Annotated in this window: 30 protein-coding genes; 13 read left to right on the top strand and 17 right to left on the bottom strand. The window is 69.9% G+C overall.

Features of this window, described 5'->3' with window-relative positions:
• Window positions 1-95: 95 nt before the first annotated feature.
• A complete protein-coding gene (locus FGL15_RS11770) occupies window positions 96-527 on the top strand; it encodes a hypothetical protein (protein ID WP_138946180.1) in 432 nt (143 codons plus the stop codon).
• A gap of 529 nt (window positions 528-1,056) precedes the next feature.
• On the top strand, window positions 1,057-2,328 hold the full coding sequence (locus FGL15_RS11765) for an HNH endonuclease signature motif containing protein (RefSeq protein WP_138946179.1): 1,272 nt from the start codon (window positions 1,057-1,059) through the stop codon (window positions 2,326-2,328).
• A 1,005-nt stretch (window positions 2,329-3,333) separates the two neighbouring features.
• Here the strand turns inward: FGL15_RS11765 and FGL15_RS11760 are convergent.
• Complete coding sequence (locus FGL15_RS11760; protein ID WP_138946178.1) at window positions 3,334-3,939, bottom strand: maleylpyruvate isomerase family mycothiol-dependent enzyme; 606 nt, start codon at window positions 3,937-3,939, stop codon at window positions 3,334-3,336.
• A 20-nt stretch (window positions 3,940-3,959) separates the two neighbouring features.
• Entirely contained in the window at window positions 3,960-4,532 is a 573-nt protein-coding gene (locus tag FGL15_RS11755; protein WP_138946177.1) for a YdeI family protein, read from the bottom strand.
• 102 nt (window positions 4,533-4,634) lie between these two features.
• On the opposite strand from FGL15_RS11755, the gene FGL15_RS11750 reads away from it, so the two are divergent.
• Complete coding sequence (locus FGL15_RS11750; protein WP_205858614.1) at window positions 4,635-5,597, top strand: proline dehydrogenase family protein; 963 nt, start codon at window positions 4,635-4,637, stop codon at window positions 5,595-5,597.
• Here FGL15_RS11750 and FGL15_RS11745 read toward each other — a convergent pair whose 3' ends face one another.
• The 7 genes from FGL15_RS11745 to FGL15_RS11715 all read right to left on the bottom strand — a co-directional run bounded on the left by FGL15_RS11745 (window position 5,598) and on the right by FGL15_RS11715 (window position 11,733).
• Window positions 5,598-6,137, bottom strand: coding sequence for a flavin reductase family protein (locus tag FGL15_RS11745; RefSeq protein WP_085512058.1), 540 nt, complete (start codon window positions 6,135-6,137; stop codon window positions 5,598-5,600).
• A 59-nt stretch (window positions 6,138-6,196) separates the two neighbouring features.
• Window positions 6,197-6,619: an HIT family protein gene (locus tag FGL15_RS11740; RefSeq protein ID WP_138946176.1), complete on the bottom strand. Its 423-nt coding sequence runs from the start codon at window positions 6,617-6,619 to the stop codon at window positions 6,197-6,199.
• Between the two features lie 40 nt (window positions 6,620-6,659).
• On the bottom strand, window positions 6,660-7,166 hold the full coding sequence (locus FGL15_RS11735) for a DUF6328 family protein (RefSeq protein WP_138946175.1): 507 nt from the start codon (window positions 7,164-7,166) through the stop codon (window positions 6,660-6,662).
• A 70-nt stretch (window positions 7,167-7,236) separates the two neighbouring features.
• The gene (locus FGL15_RS11730) at window positions 7,237-8,571 is read right to left on the bottom strand and encodes an APC family permease (RefSeq protein ID WP_370281683.1); all 1,335 of its coding nucleotides are present in this window, start codon (window positions 8,569-8,571) and stop codon (window positions 7,237-7,239) included.
• Between the two features lie 62 nt (window positions 8,572-8,633).
• Window positions 8,634-9,218 carry an SRPBCC family protein gene (locus tag FGL15_RS11725; RefSeq protein WP_138946174.1) on the bottom strand — a complete coding sequence of 195 codons (585 nt, stop codon included), beginning with the start codon at window positions 9,216-9,218 and terminating at the stop codon, window positions 8,634-8,636.
• 32 nt (window positions 9,219-9,250) lie between these two features.
• Window positions 9,251-10,729, bottom strand: a complete 1,479-nt coding sequence (locus tag FGL15_RS11720) for an NAD(P)/FAD-dependent oxidoreductase (RefSeq protein WP_138946173.1) — start codon at window positions 10,727-10,729, stop codon at window positions 9,251-9,253.
• Between the two features lie 5 nt (window positions 10,730-10,734).
• Entirely contained in the window at window positions 10,735-11,733 is a 999-nt protein-coding gene (locus tag FGL15_RS11715) for an SDR family oxidoreductase (protein WP_138946172.1), read from the bottom strand.
• A 208-nt stretch (window positions 11,734-11,941) separates the two neighbouring features.
• Between FGL15_RS11715 and FGL15_RS11710 the strand changes: the two genes are divergently transcribed.
• The 3 genes from FGL15_RS11710 (at window position 11,942) to FGL15_RS11700 (ending at window position 13,754) form a co-directional block, all read left to right on the top strand.
• Complete coding sequence (locus tag FGL15_RS11710; RefSeq protein ID WP_086472941.1) at window positions 11,942-12,646, top strand: GAF and ANTAR domain-containing protein; 705 nt, start codon at window positions 11,942-11,944, stop codon at window positions 12,644-12,646.
• Window positions 12,643-13,383, top strand: coding sequence for a GAF and ANTAR domain-containing protein (locus FGL15_RS11705; protein WP_138946171.1), 741 nt, complete (start codon window positions 12,643-12,645; stop codon window positions 13,381-13,383). Before FGL15_RS11710 ends, FGL15_RS11705 begins: the two co-directional genes overlap by 4 nt.
• A 170-nt stretch (window positions 13,384-13,553) precedes the next feature.
• On the top strand, window positions 13,554-13,754 hold the full coding sequence (locus FGL15_RS11700) for a DUF2795 domain-containing protein (RefSeq protein WP_168223385.1): 201 nt from the start codon (window positions 13,554-13,556) through the stop codon (window positions 13,752-13,754).
• A 59-nt stretch (window positions 13,755-13,813) separates the two neighbouring features.
• Here FGL15_RS11700 and FGL15_RS11695 read toward each other — a convergent pair whose 3' ends face one another.
• Window positions 13,814-14,656, bottom strand: coding sequence for an SDR family oxidoreductase (locus FGL15_RS11695; protein WP_138946169.1), 843 nt, complete (start codon window positions 14,654-14,656; stop codon window positions 13,814-13,816).
• Window positions 14,657-14,837: 181 nt separating this feature from the next.
• Between FGL15_RS11695 and FGL15_RS11690 the strand changes: the two genes are divergently transcribed.
• On the top strand, window positions 14,838-15,143 hold the full coding sequence (locus tag FGL15_RS11690; RefSeq protein WP_138946168.1) for an ATP-dependent DNA ligase: 306 nt from the start codon (window positions 14,838-14,840) through the stop codon (window positions 15,141-15,143).
• 28 nt (window positions 15,144-15,171) lie between these two features.
• Here the strand turns inward: FGL15_RS11690 and FGL15_RS11685 are convergent, their stop codons facing one another.
• Window positions 15,172-15,513 carry a hypothetical protein gene (locus FGL15_RS11685; protein ID WP_138946167.1) on the bottom strand — a complete coding sequence of 114 codons (342 nt, stop codon included), beginning with the start codon at window positions 15,511-15,513 and terminating at the stop codon, window positions 15,172-15,174.
• A 102-nt stretch (window positions 15,514-15,615) separates the two neighbouring features.
• Here FGL15_RS11685 and FGL15_RS11680 point away from each other — a divergent pair, with 102 nt between their 5' ends.
• The gene (locus FGL15_RS11680; RefSeq protein ID WP_085512068.1) at window positions 15,616-15,816 is read left to right on the top strand and encodes a hypothetical protein; all 201 of its coding nucleotides are present in this window, start codon (window positions 15,616-15,618) and stop codon (window positions 15,814-15,816) included.
• A 67-nt stretch (window positions 15,817-15,883) separates the two neighbouring features.
• Here the strand turns inward: FGL15_RS11680 and FGL15_RS20350 are convergent, their stop codons facing one another.
• Window positions 15,884-16,051 carry a hypothetical protein gene (locus FGL15_RS20350; protein ID WP_168223384.1) on the bottom strand — a complete coding sequence of 56 codons (168 nt, stop codon included), beginning with the start codon at window positions 16,049-16,051 and terminating at the stop codon, window positions 15,884-15,886.
• 60 nt (window positions 16,052-16,111) lie between these two features.
• On the bottom strand, window positions 16,112-16,393 hold the full coding sequence (locus FGL15_RS11675) for a hypothetical protein (protein WP_138946166.1): 282 nt from the start codon (window positions 16,391-16,393) through the stop codon (window positions 16,112-16,114).
• A 259-nt stretch (window positions 16,394-16,652) separates the two neighbouring features.
• Between FGL15_RS11675 and FGL15_RS11670 the strand changes: the two genes are divergently transcribed.
• Window positions 16,653-16,970, top strand: coding sequence for a hypothetical protein (locus tag FGL15_RS11670; protein WP_138946165.1), 318 nt, complete (start codon window positions 16,653-16,655; stop codon window positions 16,968-16,970).
• Window positions 16,971-16,992: 22 nt separating this feature from the next.
• Here FGL15_RS11670 and FGL15_RS11665 read toward each other — a convergent pair whose 3' ends face one another.
• From FGL15_RS11665 to FGL15_RS11655, 3 genes are all read right to left on the bottom strand, one after another.
• A complete protein-coding gene (locus FGL15_RS11665; protein ID WP_138946164.1) occupies window positions 16,993-17,259 on the bottom strand; it encodes a Rho termination factor N-terminal domain-containing protein in 267 nt (88 codons plus the stop codon).
• Between the two features lie 101 nt (window positions 17,260-17,360).
• Window positions 17,361-18,107 carry a ThuA domain-containing protein gene (locus FGL15_RS11660; protein ID WP_205858613.1) on the bottom strand — a complete coding sequence of 249 codons (747 nt, stop codon included), beginning with the start codon at window positions 18,105-18,107 and terminating at the stop codon, window positions 17,361-17,363.
• Window positions 18,104-19,240 (bottom strand): Gfo/Idh/MocA family protein, encoded by a 1,137-nt coding sequence (locus tag FGL15_RS11655; RefSeq protein WP_138946163.1) that lies wholly within the window; start codon window positions 19,238-19,240, stop codon window positions 18,104-18,106. Before FGL15_RS11655 ends, FGL15_RS11660 begins: the two co-directional genes overlap by 4 nt.
• A 117-nt stretch (window positions 19,241-19,357) precedes the next feature.
• Between FGL15_RS11655 and FGL15_RS11650 the strand changes: the two genes are divergently transcribed.
• Window positions 19,358-20,554, top strand: a complete 1,197-nt coding sequence (locus FGL15_RS11650; protein WP_168223383.1) for an ROK family transcriptional regulator — start codon at window positions 19,358-19,360, stop codon at window positions 20,552-20,554.
• A 257-nt stretch (window positions 20,555-20,811) separates the two neighbouring features.
• Here the strand turns inward: FGL15_RS11650 and FGL15_RS11645 are convergent, their stop codons facing one another.
• Window positions 20,812-21,816: an SDR family NAD(P)-dependent oxidoreductase gene (locus FGL15_RS11645; RefSeq protein ID WP_138946161.1), complete on the bottom strand. Its 1,005-nt coding sequence runs from the start codon at window positions 21,814-21,816 to the stop codon at window positions 20,812-20,814.
• 172 nt (window positions 21,817-21,988) lie between these two features.
• Here FGL15_RS11645 and FGL15_RS11640 point away from each other — a divergent pair, with 172 nt between their 5' ends.
• The 3 genes from FGL15_RS11640 (at window position 21,989) to FGL15_RS11630 (ending at window position 24,366) form a co-directional block, all read left to right on the top strand.
• On the top strand, window positions 21,989-22,546 hold the full coding sequence (locus FGL15_RS11640; protein WP_138946160.1) for a TetR/AcrR family transcriptional regulator: 558 nt from the start codon (window positions 21,989-21,991) through the stop codon (window positions 22,544-22,546).
• A 125-nt stretch (window positions 22,547-22,671) separates the two neighbouring features.
• Complete coding sequence (locus FGL15_RS11635) at window positions 22,672-23,298, top strand: MSMEG_1061 family FMN-dependent PPOX-type flavoprotein (protein ID WP_071261734.1); 627 nt, start codon at window positions 22,672-22,674, stop codon at window positions 23,296-23,298.
• Between the two features lie 123 nt (window positions 23,299-23,421).
• The gene (locus tag FGL15_RS11630; RefSeq protein WP_138946159.1) at window positions 23,422-24,366 is read left to right on the top strand and encodes a PDR/VanB family oxidoreductase; all 945 of its coding nucleotides are present in this window, start codon (window positions 23,422-23,424) and stop codon (window positions 24,364-24,366) included.
• The last annotated feature ends 43 nt before the right edge of the window (window positions 24,367-24,409 follow it).

The following is a 24,409-nucleotide window of genomic DNA, read 5'->3' as shown; positions in this document are numbered from 1 at the left end:
TGACTCAGTGGGCTGAGCAGGATTCGAGAAGCGGCGTGGGGCTCGCAGGGCTACCGTGAGAAGCGGACCACAGCCCCGAACGGAAGGACGCCGACATGGCCGAGAAGCAGTCGAGCACGAAGAGCGGATTCAGCGCCGAGGAACGCGCGGCGATGAAGGAGCGCGCCAAGGAGCTGAAGGCGGCCGCGAGTCGCGAGGAGGCTCTGCAGGCCGTCGTCGACGCGATCGCGGACATGGAGGACGCCGACCGCGCGATCGCCGAGCCGTTGCATGAGCTGATCATGGGTGGCGACTCCGGCCTCGCGGCCAAGACCTGGTACGGCATGCCCGCCTACGTCGGTGCCGACGGGAAGGCGGTCGTGTTCTTCCAGGCGGCGGCGAAGTTCAAGGCGCGCTACGCGACCATCGGGTTCAACGACTCCGCGAAGCTCGACGACGGCGACCTGTGGCCGACCGCGTTCGGTGTCACCGCGTGGAACGACGCCGTCGCGAAGCGCGTCGCAGAGCTGCTCGCCCGGGCGGTCTGACCCCGTCCGGTCCCTGGGCCGGTCGCCAGTCGACCTCCGTTCCCTGAGCCTGCCGATGGGCCCATGAATCGGGCGCCGTTCCCCCGGTCCCTGAGCTTGTCGAAGGGCACACGGAGCACCTCACGAATCGGCGCCGTTCCCCCGGTCCCTGAGCCTGTCGAAGGGCACGGAGCACCCCACGAATCCGACGCCCTTCCCCCGGTCCCTGAGCCTGTCGAAGGGCACGGAGCACCCCACGAATCCGACGCCCTTCCCCCGGTCCCTGAGCTTGTCGAAGGGCACACGAACCAACCCCCACGAATCCGGCACCCCTCCGCCGGTCCCTGAGCTTGTCGAAGGGCACACGGAGCACCCCACGAATCCGGCCCCCCTCCCCCGGTCCCTGAGCTTGTCGAAGGGCACACGGAGCACCTCACGAATCCGACGCCCTTCCCCCGGTCCCTAAGCTTGTCGAAGGGCACACCGAGCAACTTCCACAACGGCACAACTCGGCATCTGGAATGTCAGTGGTTCATGATGGGCTTGTTCCATGACCGAGACCACCTCCGCTGCGATCCGTGTTTGCGACGAACACGCCGCGCAGCTCGCGGAGTTCTCGGACCAGTGGGCGGAGCTCCACCGGCAACAAGCCGTCCTCGACGCGCGCAAGACGCGCCTCCTCGCCCGTTCCGCCGCCTACGCCGACGCGTTCGCAGACGCCACGGTCCCGGCCATCTTCCCGCCGGCCGAGCGACAGGCCCTCTCCCGCCGTTCGACCTGCGCGGCCCTCGCGATGGCGACCCGGACACCGGAACGAACGATCCAGCGCGCGACCAACGACGCCGAACGCCTCGTCAACGACGCACCAGCCGTGCTCGAATCACTCGAGGCCGGCCGCATCTCGGCGCGGCATGCACAGGTGATCACCGACCAGCTCAGCGACGTCCCAACCACGGGCCGGGCGGCGTTCCTCGAACAGGTGCTGCCGGTCGCCGAGAGCACGACCGTCTCGTACCTCCAGCAACGCGCCCGCGTCATCCGCGAACGCCTCCACCCGGAATCGATCACCGCCCGAGCGGTCCGCTCAGAAGCGGACCGCCGGGTGGAGTTCGAGCCTGCGGCAGACGGCATGGCGTGGGTGCACCTCTTCACCACAGCACCGATCGCCCAGGGGCTCGTCGAGCGCGTCGAAGCAGCAGCGGCTGAGTCGCGCGCAGCTGGCGACACCCGCACGTGCGCTCAGCTGCAGGCCGACGCCCTCGCGGCGCTCGCGCTCACCGGCGTGACCCCGGAAGACGTCATGTCGAGCCCGGTGCTCCCGCACCCGATCGAGGTCCAGGAGCACATCACGCCAACCGTGCAGATCACCGTCCCGGCACTCAGCATGGCCGGTGTCAGCGACGCCCCGGCCACCCTCGACGGCTACGGTCCGATCGACCCGGAGACCGCGGCACGGATAGCGGTGAACGCGCCCAGCTTCACCCGGATCCTCGTCCAGCCGGAAACCGGCGCGGTCCTCTCCGTCGGGCGGAATCAATACCGAGTCCCGGCCGACCTGCAACGCGCGGTCCGCCTCCGGGACGGCACCTGCCGGGCACCAGGCTGCGGGCGACGCGCCAGAGCCTGCGACCTCGATCACTCGGTCGCGTGGGAAGACGGCGGGACCACAGATGTCGGCAACCTCGCCTGCCTCTGCCGACATCACCACCGCATGAAACACCTTCCCGGGTGGAACCTCGACCATCGGCCCGGCGGGGTCCTCGACTGGACAACACCCGACGGGAAACACCATCGGACGGAACCTGATCCCGCACCGTTCTGACCTCCACCGGTCCCTGTGCCTGTCGAAGGGTTCCTCGTGGGCACTTCGACAAGCTCAGTGACCGGAAGAGGTGTGCCCGGAACGCCCCGGTCCCTGAGCCTGTCGAAGGGCACTTCGGGCGTTCCGCTTCGGCGACCGGGAGAGGTGTGCCCTGATGAATCCGGTCCCTGTCGAAGGGGTTCCTCGTGCGCACTTCGACAAGCTCAGTGACCGGAAGAAGTGTGCCCGAACCATTTCGGTCCCTGAGCCTGTCGAAGGGCAGCCAAGCCGCGCAACCTCGGTCAACCGAAGAGGATCACCCGGATGCACCCGGTCCCTGAGCCTGTCGAAGGGTTCCTCGTGCGCACTTCGACAAGCTCAGTGACCGGAAGAAGTGCGCCCGAACCATTTCGGTCCCTGAGCCTGTCGAAGGGCAGCCAAGCCGCGCAACCTCGGTCAACCGAAGAGGATCACCCGGATGCACCCGGTCCCTGAGCCTGTCGAAGGGTTCCTCGTGCGCACTTCGACAAGCTCAGTGACCGGAAGAAGTGCGCCCGAACCATTTCGGTCCCTGAGCCTGTCGAAGGGCAGCCAAGCCGCGCAACCTCGGTCAACCGAAGAGGATCACCCGGATGCACCCGGTCCCTGAGCCTGTCGAAGGGTTCCTCGTGCGCACTTCGACAGGCTCAGTGACCGGAAGAAGTGCGCCCGGAACGCCCCGGTCCCTGAGCCTGTCGAAGGGCACTTCGGGCGTTCCGCTTCGGCGACCGGGAGAGGTGTGCCCTGATGAATCCGGTCCCTGTCGAAGGGTTCCTCGTGCGCACTTCGACAAGCTCAGTGATCGGGAGAAGTGTGCCCTGAACGATGAGGCGTCCTCGTGGGCACTTCGACAGGCTCAGTGACCGGGAGAAGTGTGCCCGAACCGTTTCGGTCCCTGAGCCTGTCGACGGGCAGCCGAGCCGCGCAACCTCGGCACCCGGGAGCGACCTGCCCGTGCGGCTTCCGGCCCCGCGGCCTGGCCCGCATTCACCTCCCGGGCAACGCCAGCCCGGTCGGTCGCCCTGACACCGCGAGCAAGAGGTCGAGCGCCGATCCCCGGACCTCGTCGCCCTCACCCCAGCTCGTCCCCGTGTCCTCGGCGACGAGCCGGACACCCTGGGCGCGTTCCTTGCCGCCGCCCATCGAGACACCGGTCCGGAGCTGGTACTCCAACGCCACCAGGACCGCGGCTGTCGGGTAGTCCGCGCGGATGCCGAGCGGCCGACGGACGTCCTCCCCGTGCACGATGGCCTCCACGAGCCTGGTCGCGAGGTTCGCCGGCGGCGTGCATGTCAGCTCGGCGGCGTCCGCCAGAGCGCGGAGCGTCTCCTGTGGATCGTTCCTCCGCTCCCGCTCGACCCCGCGTGCGTTGTCGAGGTCGAAATCGAACCGCGCGGCGATGAGTCGTCTGGCGAATCCCAGCCGCGTGGTCTTCGCCGAATCGACGAGATGGGCCACGACGTCGTGCACATCCCATCCGCTGCAGAGCGACGGCGTCCCCCACTGCTCTTCGCCCATCATCGACAGGTCCGCGACGAGCCGCCGACGCTCCTCGTGGACGACCGGCCACACGGTCCCCGGTGACACCCTCATCCGCGCCGATCCACCCATCCTCAGCGGTAGTGCTGCTCACCCCGGGCGGCCTTCTCGACCACGTCGGCGATGCGGGCGGCCCGCACAGCGGGTGTCTTGATGTTGCTCAGCCGGAAGAAGACACGGAAGCGCTCCGTCCGTTTCAGCGTCGCGAAGTAGGCCGCGGCCTCGGGGTTCGCATCGAGCGCCACCTGGAGATCGTCCGGCGCGACGGCGTCCTTCTGCCGGTACGCCACGTCCCACCGCCCGTCGGCCTTGGCGCGTTCGATCTCCGCGAGCCCACCGGGACGCATCCGCCCCTCCTCGATGAGGCGGGCGACGTGCTCCCGGTTGATCTGCGACCACGGGCTGCTCTTCCGCCGCGGCGTGAACGCCTGCAGCGTGTAGTCGTCGTCCAACCGCTTGCTCTGTCCGTCGATCCACCCGTAGCAGAGGGCGACGTCGAGTGCCTCCGACCAGGTGATCCCCGACGCCTTCGACGTCTTCTTCCGCAGCTTCAACCGAACGCCCGCGTCGCTCGGCGCACCGGCGAGGTAGGCCTCCCACTCATCGAGCGTGAGGTCCAGGATCGGTTTCTCCTCGAAGCTCGCCACGTGAGCGAGCGTAGCGCGCACGGGCGACGCAGCCCAGACCTCGGTGCAGCCCAGACCCCGGTGCCGTCCGGATCGTCACCCGGGACTGGATAGGGTCGAAGCATGCTGATGAACGACGAGACGCTGTCGCGCGCCGCCGACACCCTGCGAGCCTGGGCCCTCGACGAGGACCTCAAAGCGCGAGTCCTCGCCCACCCGGAGGCCGCCGCCGTCGCCAAGCGGGCAGCCCTGCGATACATCGCCGGCGAGGACGCGGCCTCGGCCTTGCGGCTCCTCGAAGCGAACGCCGATCGTGGGCACCGCTGGAGCATCGAACTCGTCGGCGAGTCCGTCCGCGACGCACGCGTCGCCGACGAGCAGACCGCGGAGTTCATCGACCTCGCCCGCCGGATCAGCGAATCCGACCAGACCGCGACGATCTCGCTCGACCTCTCCCACATCGGTTCGGTCGTCTCCCCCGAGCTCGGCCTGCGCAACGGCCTGGCGCTCGCGCAGGCGGCCAGGGACGCCGGGACCTCGCTCATGATCTCCGCCGAGGGTTCCGACCGCACGGACCTCGTGTTGTCGATCTACGAGCAGATCGCCGACGCCTTCCCGGAGACCGGCATCACCCTGCAGGCGCGACTGCACCGCACCCCCGCGGACCTCGACCGCGTGCTGGACCGACCCGGGCCGATCCGCGTCGTCAAGGGCGCCTTCCTCGAATCGACCGAGGTCGCCTACCCCCGCGACTCGGCGCCGATGACCGCCGCCTACCTCAGCATGGTCACGCGACTCGTGGGGTCGGGTCACCGGGTCAACCTCGCCACCCACGACGCGAACCTCGTCGCCGCACTCGAGGGCGCGCTCGGCGACGACCTCCGTCAGCCGCACGTGGAGTTCGAGATGCTGCAGGGACTCGGCACCGAACTGCTCGACGACCTCCGCCGCCGCGGGTTCACGACGCGCGAGTACCTCGTCTACGGACCCGAGTGGTGGCTCTACGTCCTCAACCGGATCGCCGAGCACCCCGAGCGGGTCATCGAGGCGATCGCTGACATCGGCCCGATCGCGCTCCTCGCCTGATCAACCGAGCGGGTCGGACTCCAGGCGGTGGAAGTTGCGGTTCTGGTAGACGAGCGCCGGCGCGTCCGTGCCGGGTGGGACGACCTCCAGCACCTCGGCGATGACGAGCATCGAGCTGCCGGCCGGGACCGTCTGCACGATCCGGCAACGCAGCGCCGCACGGGCGCTCGGCAGGTAGGGCTCGCCGGTCGCGAGTCGCTCCCAGTGCTGTTCCGGCGTGAAGCGCGGCTCCCCCGTCTTGGCGAACGCCTTCGCGACCTCCAGGTGGTGATCGGCCAGGAGGTGGACGACGACCGTTCCCGCGCTGAGTAGTCCGCCCGCGGACCCCGTGGCCCGCGTGACCGAGAAGGACAGCATCGGCGGGTCGACGGCCACCGACGCGACCGATGACGCCGTCAGCCCGACGTCTCCCCGATCGGTCGAGGCACTGATCAACGCGACGCCCGCCGGGTGGTCACGGAACGCCGTCTTGAACCCGTCGACGGTCGCGGCGCGGGCGAGGGCATCGGGATCAGCGGACGGCGTGGTGGGAATGGTCATGCTTCAACCGTAGAACCTCAATCGGTCTTGAGGTCAACTCAAGGAGCAGCGATCTCCGGCTACTCGAACATCTCCGCCAGGAGCTCGTGCGGGTCGCCGTCGACCCGGTGCTTCGAGCGGCCCTCGGGCCAGAACGTGACCCCGTCGTCATCCCAGCACGGGACGACGTGGAGATGGAGGTGGGGGACGCTCTGCCCGGCATCGGCACCGGACGCACTCAGCACGACGACGCCGGTCGCCCCGAGCGCCGCCCGCATCGCGCGTCCCACCCGCTGAGCGAGGGCGGTCGTCGCCTGCAGGGCTCGCGGATCGGCGTCGAGCAGGCCGACGCTGTGCGCCCGCGGCACGACCAGGGTGTGTCCGGGCGCGAGCTCCGACTCGGGCAACGGCCGGAAGGCGACCGCCTCGTCCTCGCGCTCCACCCAGGTGATGTCGTCGGGCTCGTCACGCAGGATGCGGCAGAAGGTGCACGTTTCGGGCATCGTCCCATTCTCGGGGCTCACCGCGGGCACGTCGATGACCTCAGGACACGCGGTCGCGCGCACCCCGGATCAGGCGCGGGCCGACGATCCACACCAGCCCGATGACGACGACCACGGCCCCACCCGCCCACAAGCCGACCGCAGGCGACGCGACGAAGTCGAAGACGAACAGGACGATCCCTGCGAACAGCAGCGACGCCGCCCCGAGACACACCATGAGGATCCTGCTGGACAGCCGCACTAGCTGTGGTTTCGCCAGCTGCCGGAACACCAACCGGTGCATGATCACCGGCGCGAGCGCCAGGAGCGTCACCGTGACGGCGAGGATCACGAGGGCGAGGTAGAGCACGTGGTCGAATCCGGTGAGCTCGGTGAACCGCGGCTGGAACGGCAGCGTCAGCAGGAAGCCCGCGAGGATCTGCGTGCCCGTCTGCAGGACCCGGAACTCCTGCAGCAGCTCCGACCAGTTGCGGTCGGACCGCTCGTTCAGGGTCTCGTCGCGACCGTCCCCGGGCGACGCATCGGCCGTGTCCTTCCCGTCAGGCATCAGCTGCCATCACCACCCGATACGCCTCGTCCAGATCGCATGGAGGGATGGTACCGCCGTCAGACGCTCCTCACGCCGCTTCCGGCGCCTTCCGCCGACGGACCACACGCGTGATCGCGTACAGCACGACGCCGACCACGACGATGATGCCGCCACGCAACCAGACCTCGGCGCTCTGCTGCGTGAGGAGGACGAGGCACGACAGGACCGCGAGGACCGGCAGGACCGTCCACGCACGGAAGTGGGCGTGCTCGACGCGCTCGCGCCGCAGGACGAGCACCGCGATGTTCGTGCTGAGGAAGACGATGAGCAGGAGCAGGACGACCGTCTCGGCGAGCGTCGCGATGCTGCCGGTGGCCGTGAGGACCATCGCGACACCCGTGGTCACGATGATCGCGACCCACGGCGTACCGCGCTTCGGCAGCACCTTCGTGAAGACGCTCGGCAGCAGGCCCTGGGAGCCCATGCCGTAGGCGAGCCGGCTCGACATGATCATCGTGAGCAGCGCACCGTTCGCGACCGCGACGAGCGCGATGATGCTGAACAACCATGCGGGGATGCCGACGCCGGTCGCCTGGATCACGGTCAGGAGCGGACCGGTCGATTCGCCGAGTTCGTCGGAGGGCACGGCGATCGAGGCCGCGGTGCCGACGAGGACGTACAGCACGCCGGCGGTCGCAAGGGCACCGAAGAGCGCCTTCGGGTAGACCCGCGACGGGTCCTTGACCTCCTCGATGACGTTTGCACTCGTCTCGAACCCGACGAAGGAGTAGTAGGCGAGCAGCGCCGCACCGAACACCGCGATGACGGGGCTGCCACCCTCCGCGAACTGCGTCGCACGACCGAGGTCGCCCCTGCCGCCACCGAGCATCATCGCGACCGCCACCACGACGAGGACGAGGCCGGTGGTCTCGATCATCGTCATGACCAGGTTCGCCCGGACGGACTCCTTGATGCCGCGGGCGTTGATGAGCGCGATCACCAGGAGGAACAGCACGGCGCCGAGCACCGGCGGCAGGTCGATGAAGGTCGCGAGGTAGTCACCGGCGAAGGCCAGCGCCAGCCCGGACGCACTCACGACACCCGCCGCGAGCATGCAGTACCCGACGAGGAAGGAGATGATCGGCCGCTTGTAGGCGCGCTCGGCGAACACGGCCGAACCACCCGCCTTCGGGTACTTCGTGACGAGCTCCGCGTAGGACGCCGCGGTGAGCAGTGCCAGCAGCAGCGCGACGATCATCGGGACCCAGGTGACCCCACCGACCTCCCCGGCGATCTGGCCGATGAGGGCGTAAATGCCCGCGCCCAGCACGTCTCCGAGGATGAACAGGTAGAGCATCTTGCCGGAGATGTCGCGTTTGAGCTGGGACGAGGTCTCGGTCCTGGCGGTGTCGGGTGCAGTCACTCGCGCAACGGTACGGGAGCGACAGAACCACGCGCCGCGCTTGCGATCCTGCCGCTGATGCGTTATCCGCGCAGGAGCTTGCGCGCCACCGCGACCACCGGCACGGCGACGACGAGGACCGACGCCACCCGCGCGAACAACGACCGCTTCGGGAACTCGGCGTTCTTCCGGTCTGCTGCCGTCGGTTCGGCCGCCTCCACGAGGTGGGTCCCGCCAGCGCCGCCCTCAGCGAGGTGGGCGAGTCGGCGCAGCGTCTCGATGTTGCGGAGGTGCAGCCCGATGTCGAGGAGCCAGACCGGGATCAGCGCACCGGGGCCCGTCACGGCGTGCTCGTGCAGGTGGATGATGCACCCGCGCTCGTGCGGCTCGACCTCGACCGCGACGCGGGCCTCACCGAGCGGCCACCCCTTCGGCTGGATGACGAACCGGTGCGGCGCGTCCCACTGGAGCACGGTCGTCTCGTCGTTCAACACCGCCGGCCAGACACCGAAGGAGTGGTGCAGCTTCCCGCCCACGTGCGGCCACCGGTCACCGACGTCGCGCATGCGGGACGCGCCGACCACCCACGCCGGGAAGAGCCAGCCGTCGGCGAGGACGGCGAAGACACGGTCGGGCGGGCAGTCGAGGATCCGAGTGGTGTGGGACACGGTGGTGTTCCTTTCGCTGGAGCAGGGACGGGTCAGGAGTTCGGACGCGGTCGGTCGGGCGCGAGCGACGGCATGCGGTCGCGGCCGAAGACCGAGCGGAGGGCGCTGCGGGCGGCGTGCCAGCCGGCGAGACCGTGGACGCCCGGGCCGGGCGGGGTCGACGAGGAGCAGAGGAAGATCCCCGGCGTCGGCGTCCGCCACGGGTCGTTCGAGAGCACGGGACGCGCGACGAGCTGTGCGAAGCTCGCGGCACCAGCGGCGATGTCGCCGAGGACGTAGTTCGGGTTGTACCGCGCCATGTCGCGGGCGGTCATCGACGCCGACGTCAGGATCACGTCGCGGAACCCGGGGGCGAAGCGCTCGATCTGCCGGATGATCGCCTCGGTCTGGTCGAGACCGGACCCGCTCGGCACGTGCGTGTAGGCCCAGAGGACCTGGGCGTCACCGGGAGCGCGACCAGGATCGCCGACATCGGGCTGCGAGACGAGGACGTAGGGCGACTCGCTGTGCCGACCGCGGGCGACGTCGCGCTCGGCGGCGGCGATCTCCGGGCGGGTGCCGCCGAGGTGGAGCGTGCCGGCCCGGGCCAGTTCCGGGTTCGTCCACGGGACGGGACCCGAGAGCGCGAAGTCGACCTTGGCCACGCCGTCGCCGTACCGGAACCGGGAGAGCCGACGGAGGTACGCGTCGGGCAGTCGACTGCCCGCGATCTCGGCGAGCGCCTTCGGCGTCGTGTCGAACAGGACGGCGCGGGCGGACGGCAGCTCGTCGATGGAGCGCACCTCGGTTCCGGTGACGATCTCACCGCCGTGGGCCAGCAGGTCGGCCGCGAGCGCGTCGACGATCGCCTGGCTGCCGCCGACGGGGATGGGCCAACCGCGGGCGTGCGCATACGCGCCGAGCGACAGGGCGGCGGCCGAGGTGGACAGGCTCGGCATCGGGCGGATGGAGTGGGCGGCGACACCGCTGAGCATCGCCGGAGCGGTCTCCTCACGGAACCGGAGGTTCCACGCAGGGCTGCCCTGCTCGAGCGCGCGGAGGCCGAAGCGCGCGACCGTGACCGGGTGGCGCGGCACCTGCAGGAGCTTGCCACCGGTGAACTGCGAGACGCGGTCGGCGTCGGCGGCGAGCGGGCCCATGAGCGAGCGCCAGGCGTCGCCGTCGCGTCCGAGGGCGTCGGCCGTGCGGTCGATGTCGCGGTAGGCGATCCCGGCCCGTCCACCGTCGAGCGGGTGGGCGTAGGAGATCTCCGGCACGACGAGGTCGATGCGGCGCTCGAGGCCGAAGGATCGGAAGAACCCGGACGCGAGCGCCATCGGGTGGACCGCGGAGCAGATGTCGTGGTGGAAGCCGGGCAGCGTCAGCTCAGCGGTCCTGGCACCACCACCGATCGTGTCGCCCCGCTCGACCACTTGCACGTGCAGGCCGGCCCTGGCGAGGGTCACCGCGGCAGCGAGCCCGTTGGGGCCCGCGCCGACGACCACCGCGTCGAACTGCTCGCGCCGCGCCATCGTGCTCAGCGCCGCTTCGCCGCGCCGGCCACCATGGCGACACCCGCTGCGAGGGTGCCGGCGGCGGTCGCGTACACGGCCCGTCGGTGGCGGATCGCCCAGGTCTGCGGGCTCCACGAGTGGGCCTTGTCGCTGAACACGCCACGAGCGCCGTGGTCGCCGGGGGCGGGCGTGTAGACGTTGTCGGGCATCCGCGGGTCGTCCTTGTCCGGCGCGAGCTGCCCGGAGTATCCGGTCCTGGCGAGGAACCAGTCGAGGAATCCACCGGCGAAGCGGTCGCCGAGGATCGTGCCGACGGTGGACTCCCCCACCCAGGTGCGTCGCCTCGGTCGGTCTGCGACGTCGGCGATGGCGGTCGCCCCGACCTCGGGCTGGTAGATCGGCGGCACCGGCTGCGGGTGCTCGGGCAGCTGCGACTTCACCCAGCTGAACTGGATGGTGTTGAGCGCCGGCATGTCCACGGTCGAGAGCTTGACGTTGCTGCCGTCGTGGAGCAGTTCGGCCGTCACCGACTCCGTGAAGCCTCGGGCGCCGAATTTGGACCCGCAGTACGCGGCCTGCAGCGGGATGCCGCGGTGGGCGAGGGCGGAACCGACCTGGATCACGTGCCCACGGTCACGTGGGACCATGCGCGAGAGGGCGGCCCGGGTGCCGTTGACGAAGCCGAAGAAGTTGACGGCGACGGCGCGCTCGAAGTCCGCCGGTTCGGTCGTGAGGAAGTCCCCGAACACGCCGACCATGGCGCAGTTCACCCAGAGTTCGATCGGTCCGAGTTCCGCCTCGACCCGGTCGGCCGCATGCTCGACGGCCTCCCGGTCGGCGACGTCCGTCGGCACGCCCAGCCCGCGACGCCCGGCCTGTTCGACCTCGGCGATGGTGGCGGCGAGTCCGTCCTCACCGCGGGCCAGGACAGCGACGTCCCAGCCACGGGCGGCGAGCTCACGGACGGTCGCGCGACCGAGCCCTGCGGTTCCGCCGGTGACGACGGCGACCCCGCGGCTCATCGTGCCGACCGATCGGTTGCTGCGGACCGGTTGGCGGAGGGGCGCGGTGGGGTTGTCGTCGTCAGAGGCATGACGCCACGTTAGGCGAATCCACGCCGCCAGGGCGGCCCCTTGCTTTCCCAGCCAGGACGGATCATCACCCGGCGATCGCGGCCGGATGGACGTACGATGAGCGGAGATCATCTTCGAGCCCGGAAGGAATGCGGACATGAGCGACACCTTCGCCATCGTGTACAGCGCACTCGACCGGGTCGACGAGGACGACCAGCTGGTGGAGCCGATCCTTCGACTCATGCCCCTCAGCGGCGTCTCGATCGCGACACTCGGCGACACCCTGAGCCCCGAGACGATCGCCGCGAGTGACGAGCAGATCGCGCTGATCGACGAGCTTCAGTTCGACCTGTCCGAGGGGCCCTGTTGGGACGCCGTCGGCAGTGGCCGCCCGGTGCTCGAGGAAGCCGTCAAGCGGAACGGCTACGACTCCTGGCCGTCGTTCACCGAGGCGATCCGCGAACACGCGGTCGGCTCCATCTTCGCCTTCCCGCTCCGCGTCGGACCGCTCCAGGTGGGCGCGGTCGAGCTGTACGACACCGACGAGCGCACGCTGGACGCGCAGGCGGTCGAGGACATGATGTCCCTCACCCGCCCGCTCAGCCGGTACGTGCTCCGACGCACCCTCGAACTCGCGAGTCTCCCCGACACGGCGCAGCTGAAGCCCCACGCCCGACGCCGGATCCATCAGGCGACCGGGTTCGTGATCGCGCAACTCGGCCTCACCCCCGACGACGCCCACCTGCTGATCCAGGCGCAGGCCTTCGCTCAGAACCGCTCGATGTCGGACGTCGCCGAGGACATCCTCGAACGTCGCACCGGGTACGTGCTGCACGACGACTCGATCGAAGACGAGCGATGAGCGCCCGCGGCGACGACGGGACCGGGTCCGATCTCCGTCATTCGACCGCCCTGCTCGACGTGTTCGCGACGCTCGCCGACACTCTCGTGGACGAGTACGACGTCGTCGACCTGCTCCAGGCCCTGGTCGACGCCACCGTGGACCTCCTCGACGTCCAGGCCTCGGGCATCCTGCTGGCGGACCCGCACGGCGACCTCGAACTGATCGCGTCGACCAGCGAGTCCGGGAAGCTCGTGGAGCTCATCCAACTGAGCGCGGACGAAGGCCCGTGCATCGACAGCTTCCGCACGGCGACACCGGTGTCGATCCCCGAGATCGCCACGGTCGCTGCCGACTGGCCGAGATTCGCCGAGATCGCGGCGACTGCCGGATTCCACTCGGCTCACGCGTTCCCGCTGCGACTCCGCCGGACGACCATCGGCACCCTCAACCTGTTCCGCACGGCTTCGGAGGCCTTCGACCGGTACGAGTCCCAGGCCGCGCAGGCGATGGCCGACGTCGCGACGATCGGCATCCTGCACGAGCGGACCCTCCGCGAGAGTGACGCGACGCGCGAGCAGCTGGAGTCGGCGCTGCAGTCGCGGGTCGTCATCGAGCAGGCGAAGGGCGTCGTCGCCTACACCGCCGCGATCTCGGTCGAAGCGGCCTTCGAGGTGATCCGCAAGTATGCGCGCAGTCGCCGTCGTCCGCTGGCGGACGTCGCTCGCGACATCGTGGAGCGACGCCTCGAGCTCTGAGGATGCACCTCACTCCGGCCGAGTAGCAGCTCGACGGCGGAAAGGCAAGAGCGCGCCGAACGGCCGTACGGGAACGACACTCGAAGGAGGGCACGGCGGTCTGACGACCGGTCGACGCAGCCGGCCCGCCTGACATCGGGTGCCACGACGCGCCCAGAGAGGAGATGCTCGTGTTCACCGAGCTCGACGAATTCCTGCGCGGCATGGAGTACCCCTGCCGCCCCAGCGACCTCACGCGTGAGGCCCGCCGCGACCTGCTGCCGAACCACCTGGTCGAGGCGCTGCGTTCACTCCCCGAGCGCAGCTACACCAGCCGCTGGGACGTCCTGCACCGCACCTCGATCGCGGAGACACTGCCGATCGGCGCCTGAACCGCGACAACCGCGAGAGAGGGGCACCGGTGCTGGCCGGTGCCCCTCTGTGTTCCGCCTCACTGGCTGGCAGCATCCCGCCAGTCGTGGCCGGTGATGTGGGAACCGGCCTGCGGGCCCATGAGCAGCATCCCGCCGTCGACCGGGATCGACGCGCCGGTCAGGTAGCTCGACCCCGACGACGCCAGGAACGCGATGACGGACGCGATCTCCCGCGCGTCGCCCGGACGGCCCACCGGGATGCCGGGGCGTTCGGCGTCGTGCGGGTCCTCGTCGGTCTGGCCTGTCATCGGGGTGGCGATCTCGCCCGGTGCCACCGAGTTCACGGTGATGCCGAACGGCGCCAATTCGATCGCCGCCGTCTTCACGAGTCCGCCGAGACCGTGCTTCGCGGCATCATATGCGGACGACCCGACGCGCGGCTGGTGCTCGTGGACGCTCGTGACCGCGATGATGCGACCACCGTTGCCCGCCGCCGCGAGGTGCCGTGCCGCACGCTGCATGCAGACGAACGCCCCGTCGAGGTCGGCGGCGACGACGTGACGCCACTCCTCGAGTTCGATCTCGAGGAACGGTGTGGAGGCTCCGGTGCCCGCATTGTTGACGAAGACGTCCAGTCCGCCGAGCTCGGCGACGAGCCCGTCGACGACGTCGCCACAGGACTGGAGGTCGGTGGTGTCGAGGCGGGCGACCACGGCGCGACGGCCGAGTGCGCGGACCTCGTCCGCGGTCGCTTCGGCACCCTGCTCATCGGTGTGCCAGGTGATGCCGACGTCCAAGCCCGCTTCGGCGAGCGCGACGGCGGCGGCCCGACCGATGCCGGAATCCGAGGCGGTGACGATCGCCCGGCTGGGCGAGTAGGCGAGGTCGAGACGATTGGGCGTTGCGGGAGTATCGGTCATGGCGACACGGTAGAACGCGCCGACCAGTGGCTGCGCAGGGTTGCGATCCGGCGACGACTGCTGCACCATACCCGCGACGCACTGCAGCACAGTCGTGGCCGACCGCAAGCCCCGGGTGCATCGTGGCACTTCCGGAGCACCGGGCCTACCGTAGGAGGGGACGGACCGAGCAGGAGAACCCATGGGCAAGATGATCTACGACGCCGACGTGTCGGTGACCTTCGACGACCGGGTCCTCGCCCACCTGCAACAGGTCATCGGTGCGAAGTTGCGTCGCGGCGAAGCGTTCTACTTCGGCTGGAAGGACGACCCGCGGTCAGGCGACGGCCGGACGACGATCTGGCTGCACCCGGCGATGTCCCTCCGGTTCAAGTACGCCGGCAGCGTCCCGGTCGAACTCAACCGCGCCTGGCTCGATGCGCTCGCGATCAGCGCCGACTCGAACCAGGGGCTCGTCCTCGTGCCGGAGCCCGGCCCGCGCGTCTGAACCTCGCCGACCGGGTCTCCGGCCCTGCTCACCTCGAACGTTCGTCGAACTCCAGGTCGTCGATGTCCGTGAGTTCCGTCGCCCACTCCGGTCGCGCCGGTTGCAGCTCGGCGGTCCGCTGTTCGAGTTCGACGATGGTCTGTTCGTCGAACGGTTCCTCCGAAGCATTCTCGACGGGCGTCGAGAACAGTTGGCTCGCCGGTCCGATGAGGAGGTGGGCGTATCCCAGGCTGCCGCCTTCCGAGATGGTCGGTACCATCACGATGTCGGACTCTCCGCTCTGGGAGAGGGCCCGTGCGTATCGCAGCAGCGCTTTACAGGTCTTGTCGGCCATCAGCAGATAGCCGCTGGCGTAGTGCAGCTTTCTCATACGTCCATTGTGGGAACGTGGGCGGTCGAGACGGCAGACCTTGCATCCGCAACCCGGAGGGTATACCGGGAGGCACCGGTGCCCGTGCGCTATCGTCTGGGCATGACCGACAGCGACCAGACTCCCAACACGCACGACGAGAACCGGCACGACCAGCTGACGACCGCCCCGAACGCGACCGAAGCCGACGCGGCTCCGCGCATCGACGTCACCGACCAGGGCGACGGCGTGACCCGGATCGACATCCGCGACGACGCGGCCGTGCGGCCGGGCGCGGACCCCGAGGACACCGAGCAGGGCTGAGCCCCGCCCGCTGCACGACGAAGCGCCGCCGACCCGAGGGTCGGCGGCGCTTCCACGTCTGACGGGGTCAGCGAGCGTCGGGGTCCTCCAACGGCGCCGCGTCCGGCTGCTCGAGTACGTCGGGCTCGTCCTCCGTGTCCTCGTGCGTGGGCTCGTCCGGGATCTCGGTGGGCGGGGTGCCCGCGACCATGTCCGGGTCGGTACCCAATGCGTCTGCTCCGGTGAAGTCACTCATGTCGCTCCTGCTTCCTGTGGTGGTGGTCTCGGTGTGGTGCTGGTGACGGTCTGCTGCTGGTCACGCGACGACGACGTGCAGTCCGCCCGTGATCTCGATCTCCTCGAGCATCTCGGCGGCCATGCGCTCGTCGATCGGCGGCTCGAACTCGGCGTCGAACGCGAAGACGATCGGCTGCTCGGGCGACACGGTGATCGGCTCGGACGACTGGAAGCGCCCACGGTGGAGCTGCAACCGGAACGACTGCTCGCCGAGCATGCGGGTGAGGATCACACGTTCGAGTTGGGCGAGCGTCTGGTCGTCGACCTGTGAGCGGAGCGCACCGAGGCGGAGGAATCCCATCGTCAGCTCCTTGTCTCAGGTGTGCCACGCTAGCCTGCGGACCTCGGCCTGCGGGGGCCATTGCGCGAAGGGCCCGAGCAGCGGACAATGCGCGAACGCCCCGCCAATGGGCCGTTCGCGTTGTGGATAATCGGGCGCGCGCCAAGAATGTCTCGTATCCTGAGAGAGCGCTTCACCGGCCCGGACCCCGTCGGGATGCGCACAGCAGTCGGCCGTTCGCGTCGTCGGCCATCGCAGGGGTCGGAAGTCGAGGGATCCCATGGGACAACTGGTCTACGGCACCGGCGATGCACGCGTTCGGCTCGACGATCGAACGCTCGCCCATGTCAAGACGATCGCACTCATGAAGCTGCGACGGAACGAGTCGTTCGCGCTCACGATCCGACAGGACTCCACCACCGACGGACGCACGACGCTCTGGCTGCACCCGGCGATCGCCCTACAGTTCTCCTTCGACTCCGACGAGGTCGGCGACATGGACCGCGCGCTGCTCGAAGGCTTCATGCACGAGGCGAACACCGGCGAGGTCGTCGTCCACGCGACGACCGGTGACGACACGACCGCTCCGGCGAAGTAGCCCGGTCGGTCGCGCCGCCTGCTCAGCTGTCGCGGAGCATCGTGATCAGTTCGCTCTTCCGCTTGTCGGAGTAGCCGGTCAGGCCGATCTCCTTGGCGCGCTCGCGGAGCTGCGCGACGGTCCAGTCCTCGTAGGACCCGGCCTCGCCGCCCTTCTCCCCGATCGTCGAGCGTCCCTGCTTCGCCGCGGCGTTGGAGATCCGAGCGGCCTTGCCTTTCGACGCGCCGTCGTCGCGGAGCTTCTCGTAGAGTTCAGGGTCCTTCAGTGACGGGTTCTGCTTCCCGGGCATGTCGTCCTCCTCATCGTCCGGTCATCGGCCGATCGGCCTGTCACCAGCCTCTCGCTGCCCAACGGATCGGTGGAGGGGCTGGTGTCAGGGACGCGGACGCGCTAGTTCAAGAACCAGTCCCTCGGGTGCTGATCCGCGGTCGGCGGCGTGCGCTCGATCGTCGGGCGCGCCCACTCGGCCGCGTTCGCCAGCACTCGACGGATGTCGGGGTGGTGGTAGACCGGGTACTCCTGGTCGCCCGGCGAGAAGTAGAACACGCGCCCGCGACCGCGGTGGTAGGTGACACCTGACCGGAAGACCTCGCCGCCCGCGAAGGTGGAGAGGAACACCTCCTCGTCGGGACGCGGGATGTCGAAGTGCTCCCCGTACATCTCCTGGCGGTCGATGACGATGGGGTGCGGGACACCCTGCGCGATCGGGTGGTCCGGGAGCACCGTCCAGACGAGCTCCCGCTCGCCGTCGTTCCGCCACTTGAGGGCGCAGCTCGTGCCCATCAGCCGCTGGAAGACCCGCGAGTAGTGACCGGAGTGCAGCACGACGATGCCCATACCGGCGTGGACGTGCCGGACGACCCGCTCGACGACCTCGTCGGAGACCTGGTCGTGGGCGATGTGCCCCCACCAGAAGAGGACGTCGGTGTTCGCGAGGACCTCCTCGGTGAGACCGTGCTCGGGATCCTGGAGGGTCGCGGTCGAGACGGACACGGCGTCGCCGAGCGACTCCTCGAGGCCCGCCGCGATCACGGCGTGGATGCCGTCGGGGTAGTGGCCGAGCACCACGGCGTCACCGCGGGACTCGTGGACGAACTCGTTCCAGACGCGGATGCGGATCGGTGTCGTGGTGCTCATGCGGGGACCTCCAGTTCGTGCCCGGCGGCGGCCGAGGCGTAGGCGGCGTCGATGACGCGGCTGCGGTGCAGGGCATACTCGCCGTGGTGACCGGCGAACCGGAGCTCACCGCCGGCGGTCTCGCCCGTGCGGATGGTGTCGAGGAACTCCGCGATGACCGACTGGTGGTGGCCGGCCGGGACCTGGACCGCGGGACGTTCGATCGTCGGCGCACCGGCGACGTCGCGGTAGATCGTGACGGTCCCCTCGGTGTTGTAGTTGTCGACGTGGAGGCGGACGCCGCCCTCCGAGCCGAGGAGCTCGACCGAGATGTCCTCGTGGGCCTTCGAGTAGGACGCCCACGACGCCTCGAGGTGCAGGCTGCCGCCGTCTTCGAACCGCAGGAGGGCGGACGCGAAGTCCTCGACGTCGAAGGCGTGCGTGGACCGGCTCGAGACCGGACCGCCGCCAGAGGAGCCACCGCGACCGGCGCGGCCGAGCTCGTTGTACGCGACGGCCGAGACGTGCGTCACGCGCGGCTCGCCGAGGAGTGACAGCGCGATGTCGAGCACGTGGGAGCCGAGGTCGATGAGCGGCCCGCCACCGGCCGCGGCCTTGTTCGTGAACCAGGAGTCGATGCCGGGCACGCCCTGACGACGGAGCCAGGAGGCGCGCGAGTGGTAGACGCGACCGATCGGCTCCTCGGCTAGGTAGCGCGCGAGGTAGGCGACGTCGGCACGACGGCGGTGGTTGTACGCGACCTCGAGGACGCGGTCGGCGGCGGTCGCAGCCTCCACCATCTCGGCGGCGAGGTCGGCGGTCGTGGCGAGCGGCTTCTCGCAGAAGACGTGCTTGCCGCTGCGGAGCGCGGCCACGGCGATCGGGTGGTGCAGGGCGTTCGGCACACCGATCGAGACGATGTCGAGGTCGTCGCGGGCGACGAGGTCCTCCCAGTCGGCGTAGGTCTCGGGGACCCCGCGGCTCTCGGCCAGCTCGGCGAGGCGCGCCGGTTCCTGACCGGACAGGGCGACGACGGTGGCACCGGGGAGTGCGGTGAAGGCGTCCAGGTGCGTGGTCCCGGCGAAGCCGAGGCCGATGACGCCGACCCGGAGGTCCGAAGCGTCTGATGATGTCGGGGCGGTACTGGTGCTCATGCTCGGACGGTTCCTTTCGGGGTGCGGAGCCGAGCACTGTCGTGACCGGCGGTGGTCGACCTTCGCCACTAAATATAGCGGCCATATCTAGTAATGCAACCCTGCTACAGTCACCCCATGGCGGAACCGGGGATCGAGACGGGCAGGGCGAGCGTCGAACTCGTCGCCGCCTACGCCTTCGACCACGGTGCGTTCACGGCGAGCGACGTCATGGACGGGACCGGCCTGACCCGCGCGACCGTGTTGAACGCCTGCGACGCCCTCGCCGACCGCGGCTGGATCCGGGAGCTCGACGACGCCCGGGCCGCCGGCGACTACCGGCGAGGACGACCCGCCAGGCGCTACGAACTCGCCGCTGACACCGCGTTCGTGGTCGGCCTCGATGTGGGGCAGCACCGGGTCGCGGCACTCGTCGCGACCCTCCGTGGTGAGGTCGTCGGCCGCGCCGAACGGCCCATCGTGGGCGGGGACGAAGACCCAGACCTCCGCCTCGCGACCGCACGGACCGTCGTCGAGGAGGCGACCACGCAGGCCGGCGCGACCCCGGGGCAGGTGCTCGTGACGGCCGTCGGCGTCCCGGCACCGGTCGACGCGCACGGCCGCTCCCCGCGTGGCGATCACGACTACTGGGCCCGGATGAACCCGGACTTCGCGAGCCGCCTCGGCCCCTGGGGCGACGTCGTGCTCGAGAACGACGCCAACCTCGCGGCCACGGCCGAGCGCGCCCTCGGCGAGGTGGCGCGCGAGTCCATCGCCGTCCTCCTGGCCGAGGCGAGCTTCGGCGCGGGGCTCATCGTGGACGGCGTGCTGCTCCACGGCGGCGCGGGCGGTGCGGGCGAACTCCGCGTGCTCGGCATGGTCGAGGGCGTCGGTTCGCCGGAGGGCCTCGACGGTGCGGCACGGTCGTGGCTGGAGGAGGATCAGCGATCCGGCGCGGTGCCGGCGACCTCTCCCCTCGCCCGGATGCCGATCGGCACGCTCGACGTCGGCCGCATCATCGACGCCGCAGCCTCGGGCGACGCCTATGCCGGCAGACTCGTCGAACGTCTCGGGGAGCGCCTCGGGCGGGTCTGCGTCCTGCTCGGCAGCCTGCTCGACGTGGACGAGGTCGTCGTCGCCGGTGGCGTGGCCCGCGTCGCCTCCCCCGTCATCGCCGCGGCGCAGACCTGGCTCGGCGAAGGCACCTACGCCCCGACGCCGATCGTGCGGGCCTCGCGACTCGGCGCTGACGTCGTCGCCCTCGGTGCGATCACCCGGGCCGCCGCGACGATCCGCTCCCAGCCGTGGCGCTTCGCCGCGGCGATCCCACGCTGACCCCGCGCACGGCACAAGGCCGGCCGGACACGGCGCAGGGCCCCACCTTCCGCCAAGATCGGTGGGGCCCTGTGAGCGGTGTCACCGCAGTGCGAACGGTCGTTCCGGCCGTACTCGTTCAGACCGTTCGCAGGGGACGGGCGTCGCAGAGCGGCCCGTGTGCTTCAAGATTCGCAGCAGAAACGCGTTCATCCCGCCCCGAACGGTCGTTAAGAACCGCTGTTCTTACCGATTGCTGAAGTTCTGCGCCTCGGCGACTACTGCACCGACCATCCGCCGTCGGACGGCAGGATGACGCCGTTGACGTTGACGCCGTCGTCGCTCAGCAGGAAGGTGATGGACGCCGCGAGCTGCTCCGCGGTCGCGATCGTCGGGATCGCCGCCTGGAACGGTCCGAGCCGCGCCGAGCCGGCCTCGGAGACGTTCGGCGGGAAGGGGATCCCCGTCGCGACGCCGCCAGGAGCGACCGCGTTGACCCGGACGCCGTGCGGTCCGTACATGAAGGCGGCGCTCTTGGTCATGCCGACGACCGCGTGCTTCGAGGTCGTGTAGGCGTTCCCCGAGGCGTTGCCGCGGAGCCCGGCCTCGGACGCGATGTTGACGACCGAACCGGATCCGGCCGCGACCATCGACGGCAGGACCGCGCGGGTCAGCTTGAAGGCGCCGGTGACGTTCACGCCCATCACCCGTTCCCAGGTGGCGTCGGAGGTCTCGTGGAGCGGGGAGAAGTCGTCGTTGATGCCGGCGACGTTGGCGAGCGCGTCGATCCGCTCCCCTGCTGCGGCGACGATCGCATCGATGTCGTCCTGCTTCGTGATGTCGCCGGCGACCGTGACGAGGTCGGCGTCCGGCAGGCTCGAGGCGAGATCGGCGAGCTTGTCCTCGAAGAGGTCCACGGCGACGACCCGACCACCCTCGCGCGCGACACGGGATGCCGTGGCACGGCCGATCCCGGAGGCAGCCCCGGTGACGATCACGGTCTTCCCGGCGAACCGACCGACGGTGATGCGCTCCTGCCACCCCTGAGGCGCTTCGTCGACGGGTGCGACGCCGTCGTTCGCGGCGAGGACGAGCTCGTCGATGAGCGACTGGGGCAGCTTGCCCTGGCTCAGGGCGACGAGCTGCTGGAGCGGGAGGCCCGAGATCGGGGCGAGCTGCGACTCCTCGGTGCCCAGCTGGGTGAGGAGGCCGCGGATGAGCGGTCCACCGGTGGGGTCGGCGAGCCACGCGGCGATCGGGGTGTTGGCGGTGAGGGCGCTCATGAGGTTCCTTCGGTCTCGGGAGGGCGATGAGCGGCGGGATCATATGGACCTCGATCCATACCGGACATCATTGTCCGGTATACGTTACGCCGTCCAGGTCATGGCCACCAGCCCTCACGGCGGGCTCCCAGCCGGGTGCTCAGGACCGGCCGCGCGGCGTTACGCTACCGGGATGTCGTCCACGCCCCCGAAGCCGAACCGAGGCCCGAGCGCGGGACCCGAGAACCGCCGGGCGCTCGTCGCCGCAGCGCGTCAGGTCTTCGCCGCGGACGGCTTCAGCGCTCCCCTCAGCGCGGTCGCGAAGCGGGCGGGCGTCGGACAGGGCAGCCTGTACCGGCACTTCCCCGACCGACTCTCCCTCGCGCTCGCGGTGCTCGACGAGAACGTCGGCGAGTTGGAGGAGCACACCGGGCGACCCGATGCGACCCTCGACACCCTGCTCGACGTCGTGATCGACCAGGCCCTCGTCACCTCGCCCTTCGTCGAGGCGATCCTCGGCGAGGGCGACGACCCGCGCGTGATCGAGCTCGGCACCCGCCTCGACCGCCTCGCGCACGCCCTGCACGCGAAGGAGCTGGCTGCGCACCGCATCGCCGACCACGTCGAGCCCGACGACATCCTCATGGCGATCTCGATGGTGGGAGCGACCCTCACCCGCATCCCCGATTCCCATCGAGCCGACACCGCGGCGCGCGCGAAGGCGATGTTCCGCCGCTCGTTCGGCCGATGAACCGGGGCGGAATGATCGCTGCGGCTGGGTCGGTGGCACAGGACACGGGCGAACCGTGTGCCGACAGCCCATTGAGGCGCGCGAGGGACGTCCGTAGGGTCGGAGGGACAGAGAAGGGGTCCGCCATGCAGGCCAGCGCGTTCGCGTCGATCGACGTCGACACCATCCGTCGCTCCCTCGGCGAACCGGATCCCGCGGCGACGGCCAAGATCATGGACGAGCTCGACGAGAACTGCCTCGCCTTCCTCGCCCACTCGCCGTTCTGCACCATCGCGACGTCCGACGCCGACGGGCGGTGCGACAACTCCCCGCGCGGGGACTACCCGGGGTTCGTCCGGGCGCTCGACACCCGCACGCTCGTGATCCCGGAGCGCCTCGGCAACCGGCTGGCCGACTCCCTGCAGAACATCGTCCAGAACGGCCACATCGGCATGCTGTGCTTCGTCCCCGGCATGAGCGAGACCCTCCGGATCAACGGGACGGCCACCGTCACCGACGACCCGGCACTGATGGCCATGCTCGAGCAGGATCACGTGACCCCGCAGCTCGCGATCGTCGTGCGCACCGAGGAGGTCTACCTGCACTGCGGGCGGGCACTTCTCCGCGGCGGGCTGTGGGACGCCGAGATGCAGGAGCTCGCGGCCGAGGTGCCGAGTGCGGGCCGGATCTGGGCGAGCATGTCGGGGCTGAGCACCGAGGTCGGCGACGCCATCGACGAGGCGGTCGCCGTCGGGAACCAGAGCCTGTACTGATGGCTGGAAGCAAAGAGCCTGTACTGATGATTGGAAGCAGGAGGGATTCCTGATGCGCAACCGCGCGGGCATGACCGGTCCTGATCTCCAGATCGGCGATGCTATCGATACGAGGGACTCCTGATGCGCAATCGCGCGGGTATGACCCCGCTCATCGTGCAGGAGATCGTGCGCGAGACGCCGACGATCGTCAGCGTCGTGCTCGCCGATCCGGAAGGTCGCCGGCTCCCGCCGTGGGACCCCGGAGCGCACATCGACCTGCAGCTCATCACCCGCCACGAACGGCAGTACTCGCTCTGCGGTGATCCGGCGGACGAGTTCCGGTATCGGATCGCCGTCCTGCGGGAGGAGCACTCGCGGGGTGCGTCGCACTACATCCACAACTTCCTCAAGGTCGGTCGGAAGGTGTTCATCCGGCCGCCGCGGAACCTGTTCCCACTCTCGGACGCGAAGCGGCACCTGCTGCTCGCTGCCGGCATCGGGATCACGCCGCTGCTCTCGATGGCGCGCCGGCTGGCCGCGGGCGACGCCGACTGGACCCTCGTCTACGCGGTGCGCACGCGGGAGGACATCGCGTTCGCGCCGGAGCTCGAAGCCCTGGGCGACCACGTGCGGATCCATGTCAGCGCGGAGAGCGGTCGACTCGACCTGGCCGGCCTCCTCGCTGGACTCGAGCCGGGCACCGTCGTGTCGGCCTGCGGGCCGCGCGGGTTCACGGACACCCTCACGAACCTGGCCGAGACGCTGCCCGAGGACTGCCGGTTGCACCTCGAGCGGTTCGAGCCGAAGCCCCGCGCCTACCTGCCGAACACGGCGTTCACCGTCGAGTGCGCGAGGTCGGAGCGGACCGTCGAGGTTCCCGCCGGGCAGACGATGCTGCAGGCGATGCAGGCCGCGCGGGTCGGTGTCGCCGGGTCGTGCATGCGCGGCGTCTGCGGCTCCTGTGCCGTGCAGGTGGTGGACGGGACGCCGGAGCATCGCGACTCCCTGACGACCGACGACGCGTCGATGATCATGTACCCGTGTGTGTCGCGTTCGCTGACGCCGACGCTCGTGATCGACGCGTAGGCGGGGCGACAGCGATCCCCGCCCCTGAGCACCTACCCAGGTC

The sequence above is a fragment of the Plantibacter sp. M259 genome (assembly GCF_006065115.1).
GTDB classification, from domain to species: Bacteria; Actinomycetota; Actinomycetes; order Actinomycetales; family Microbacteriaceae; genus Plantibacter; species Plantibacter auratus.
Note: the sequence above shows the minus strand (reverse complement) of the source record. Positions and strands in the feature narration are given on the sequence as shown.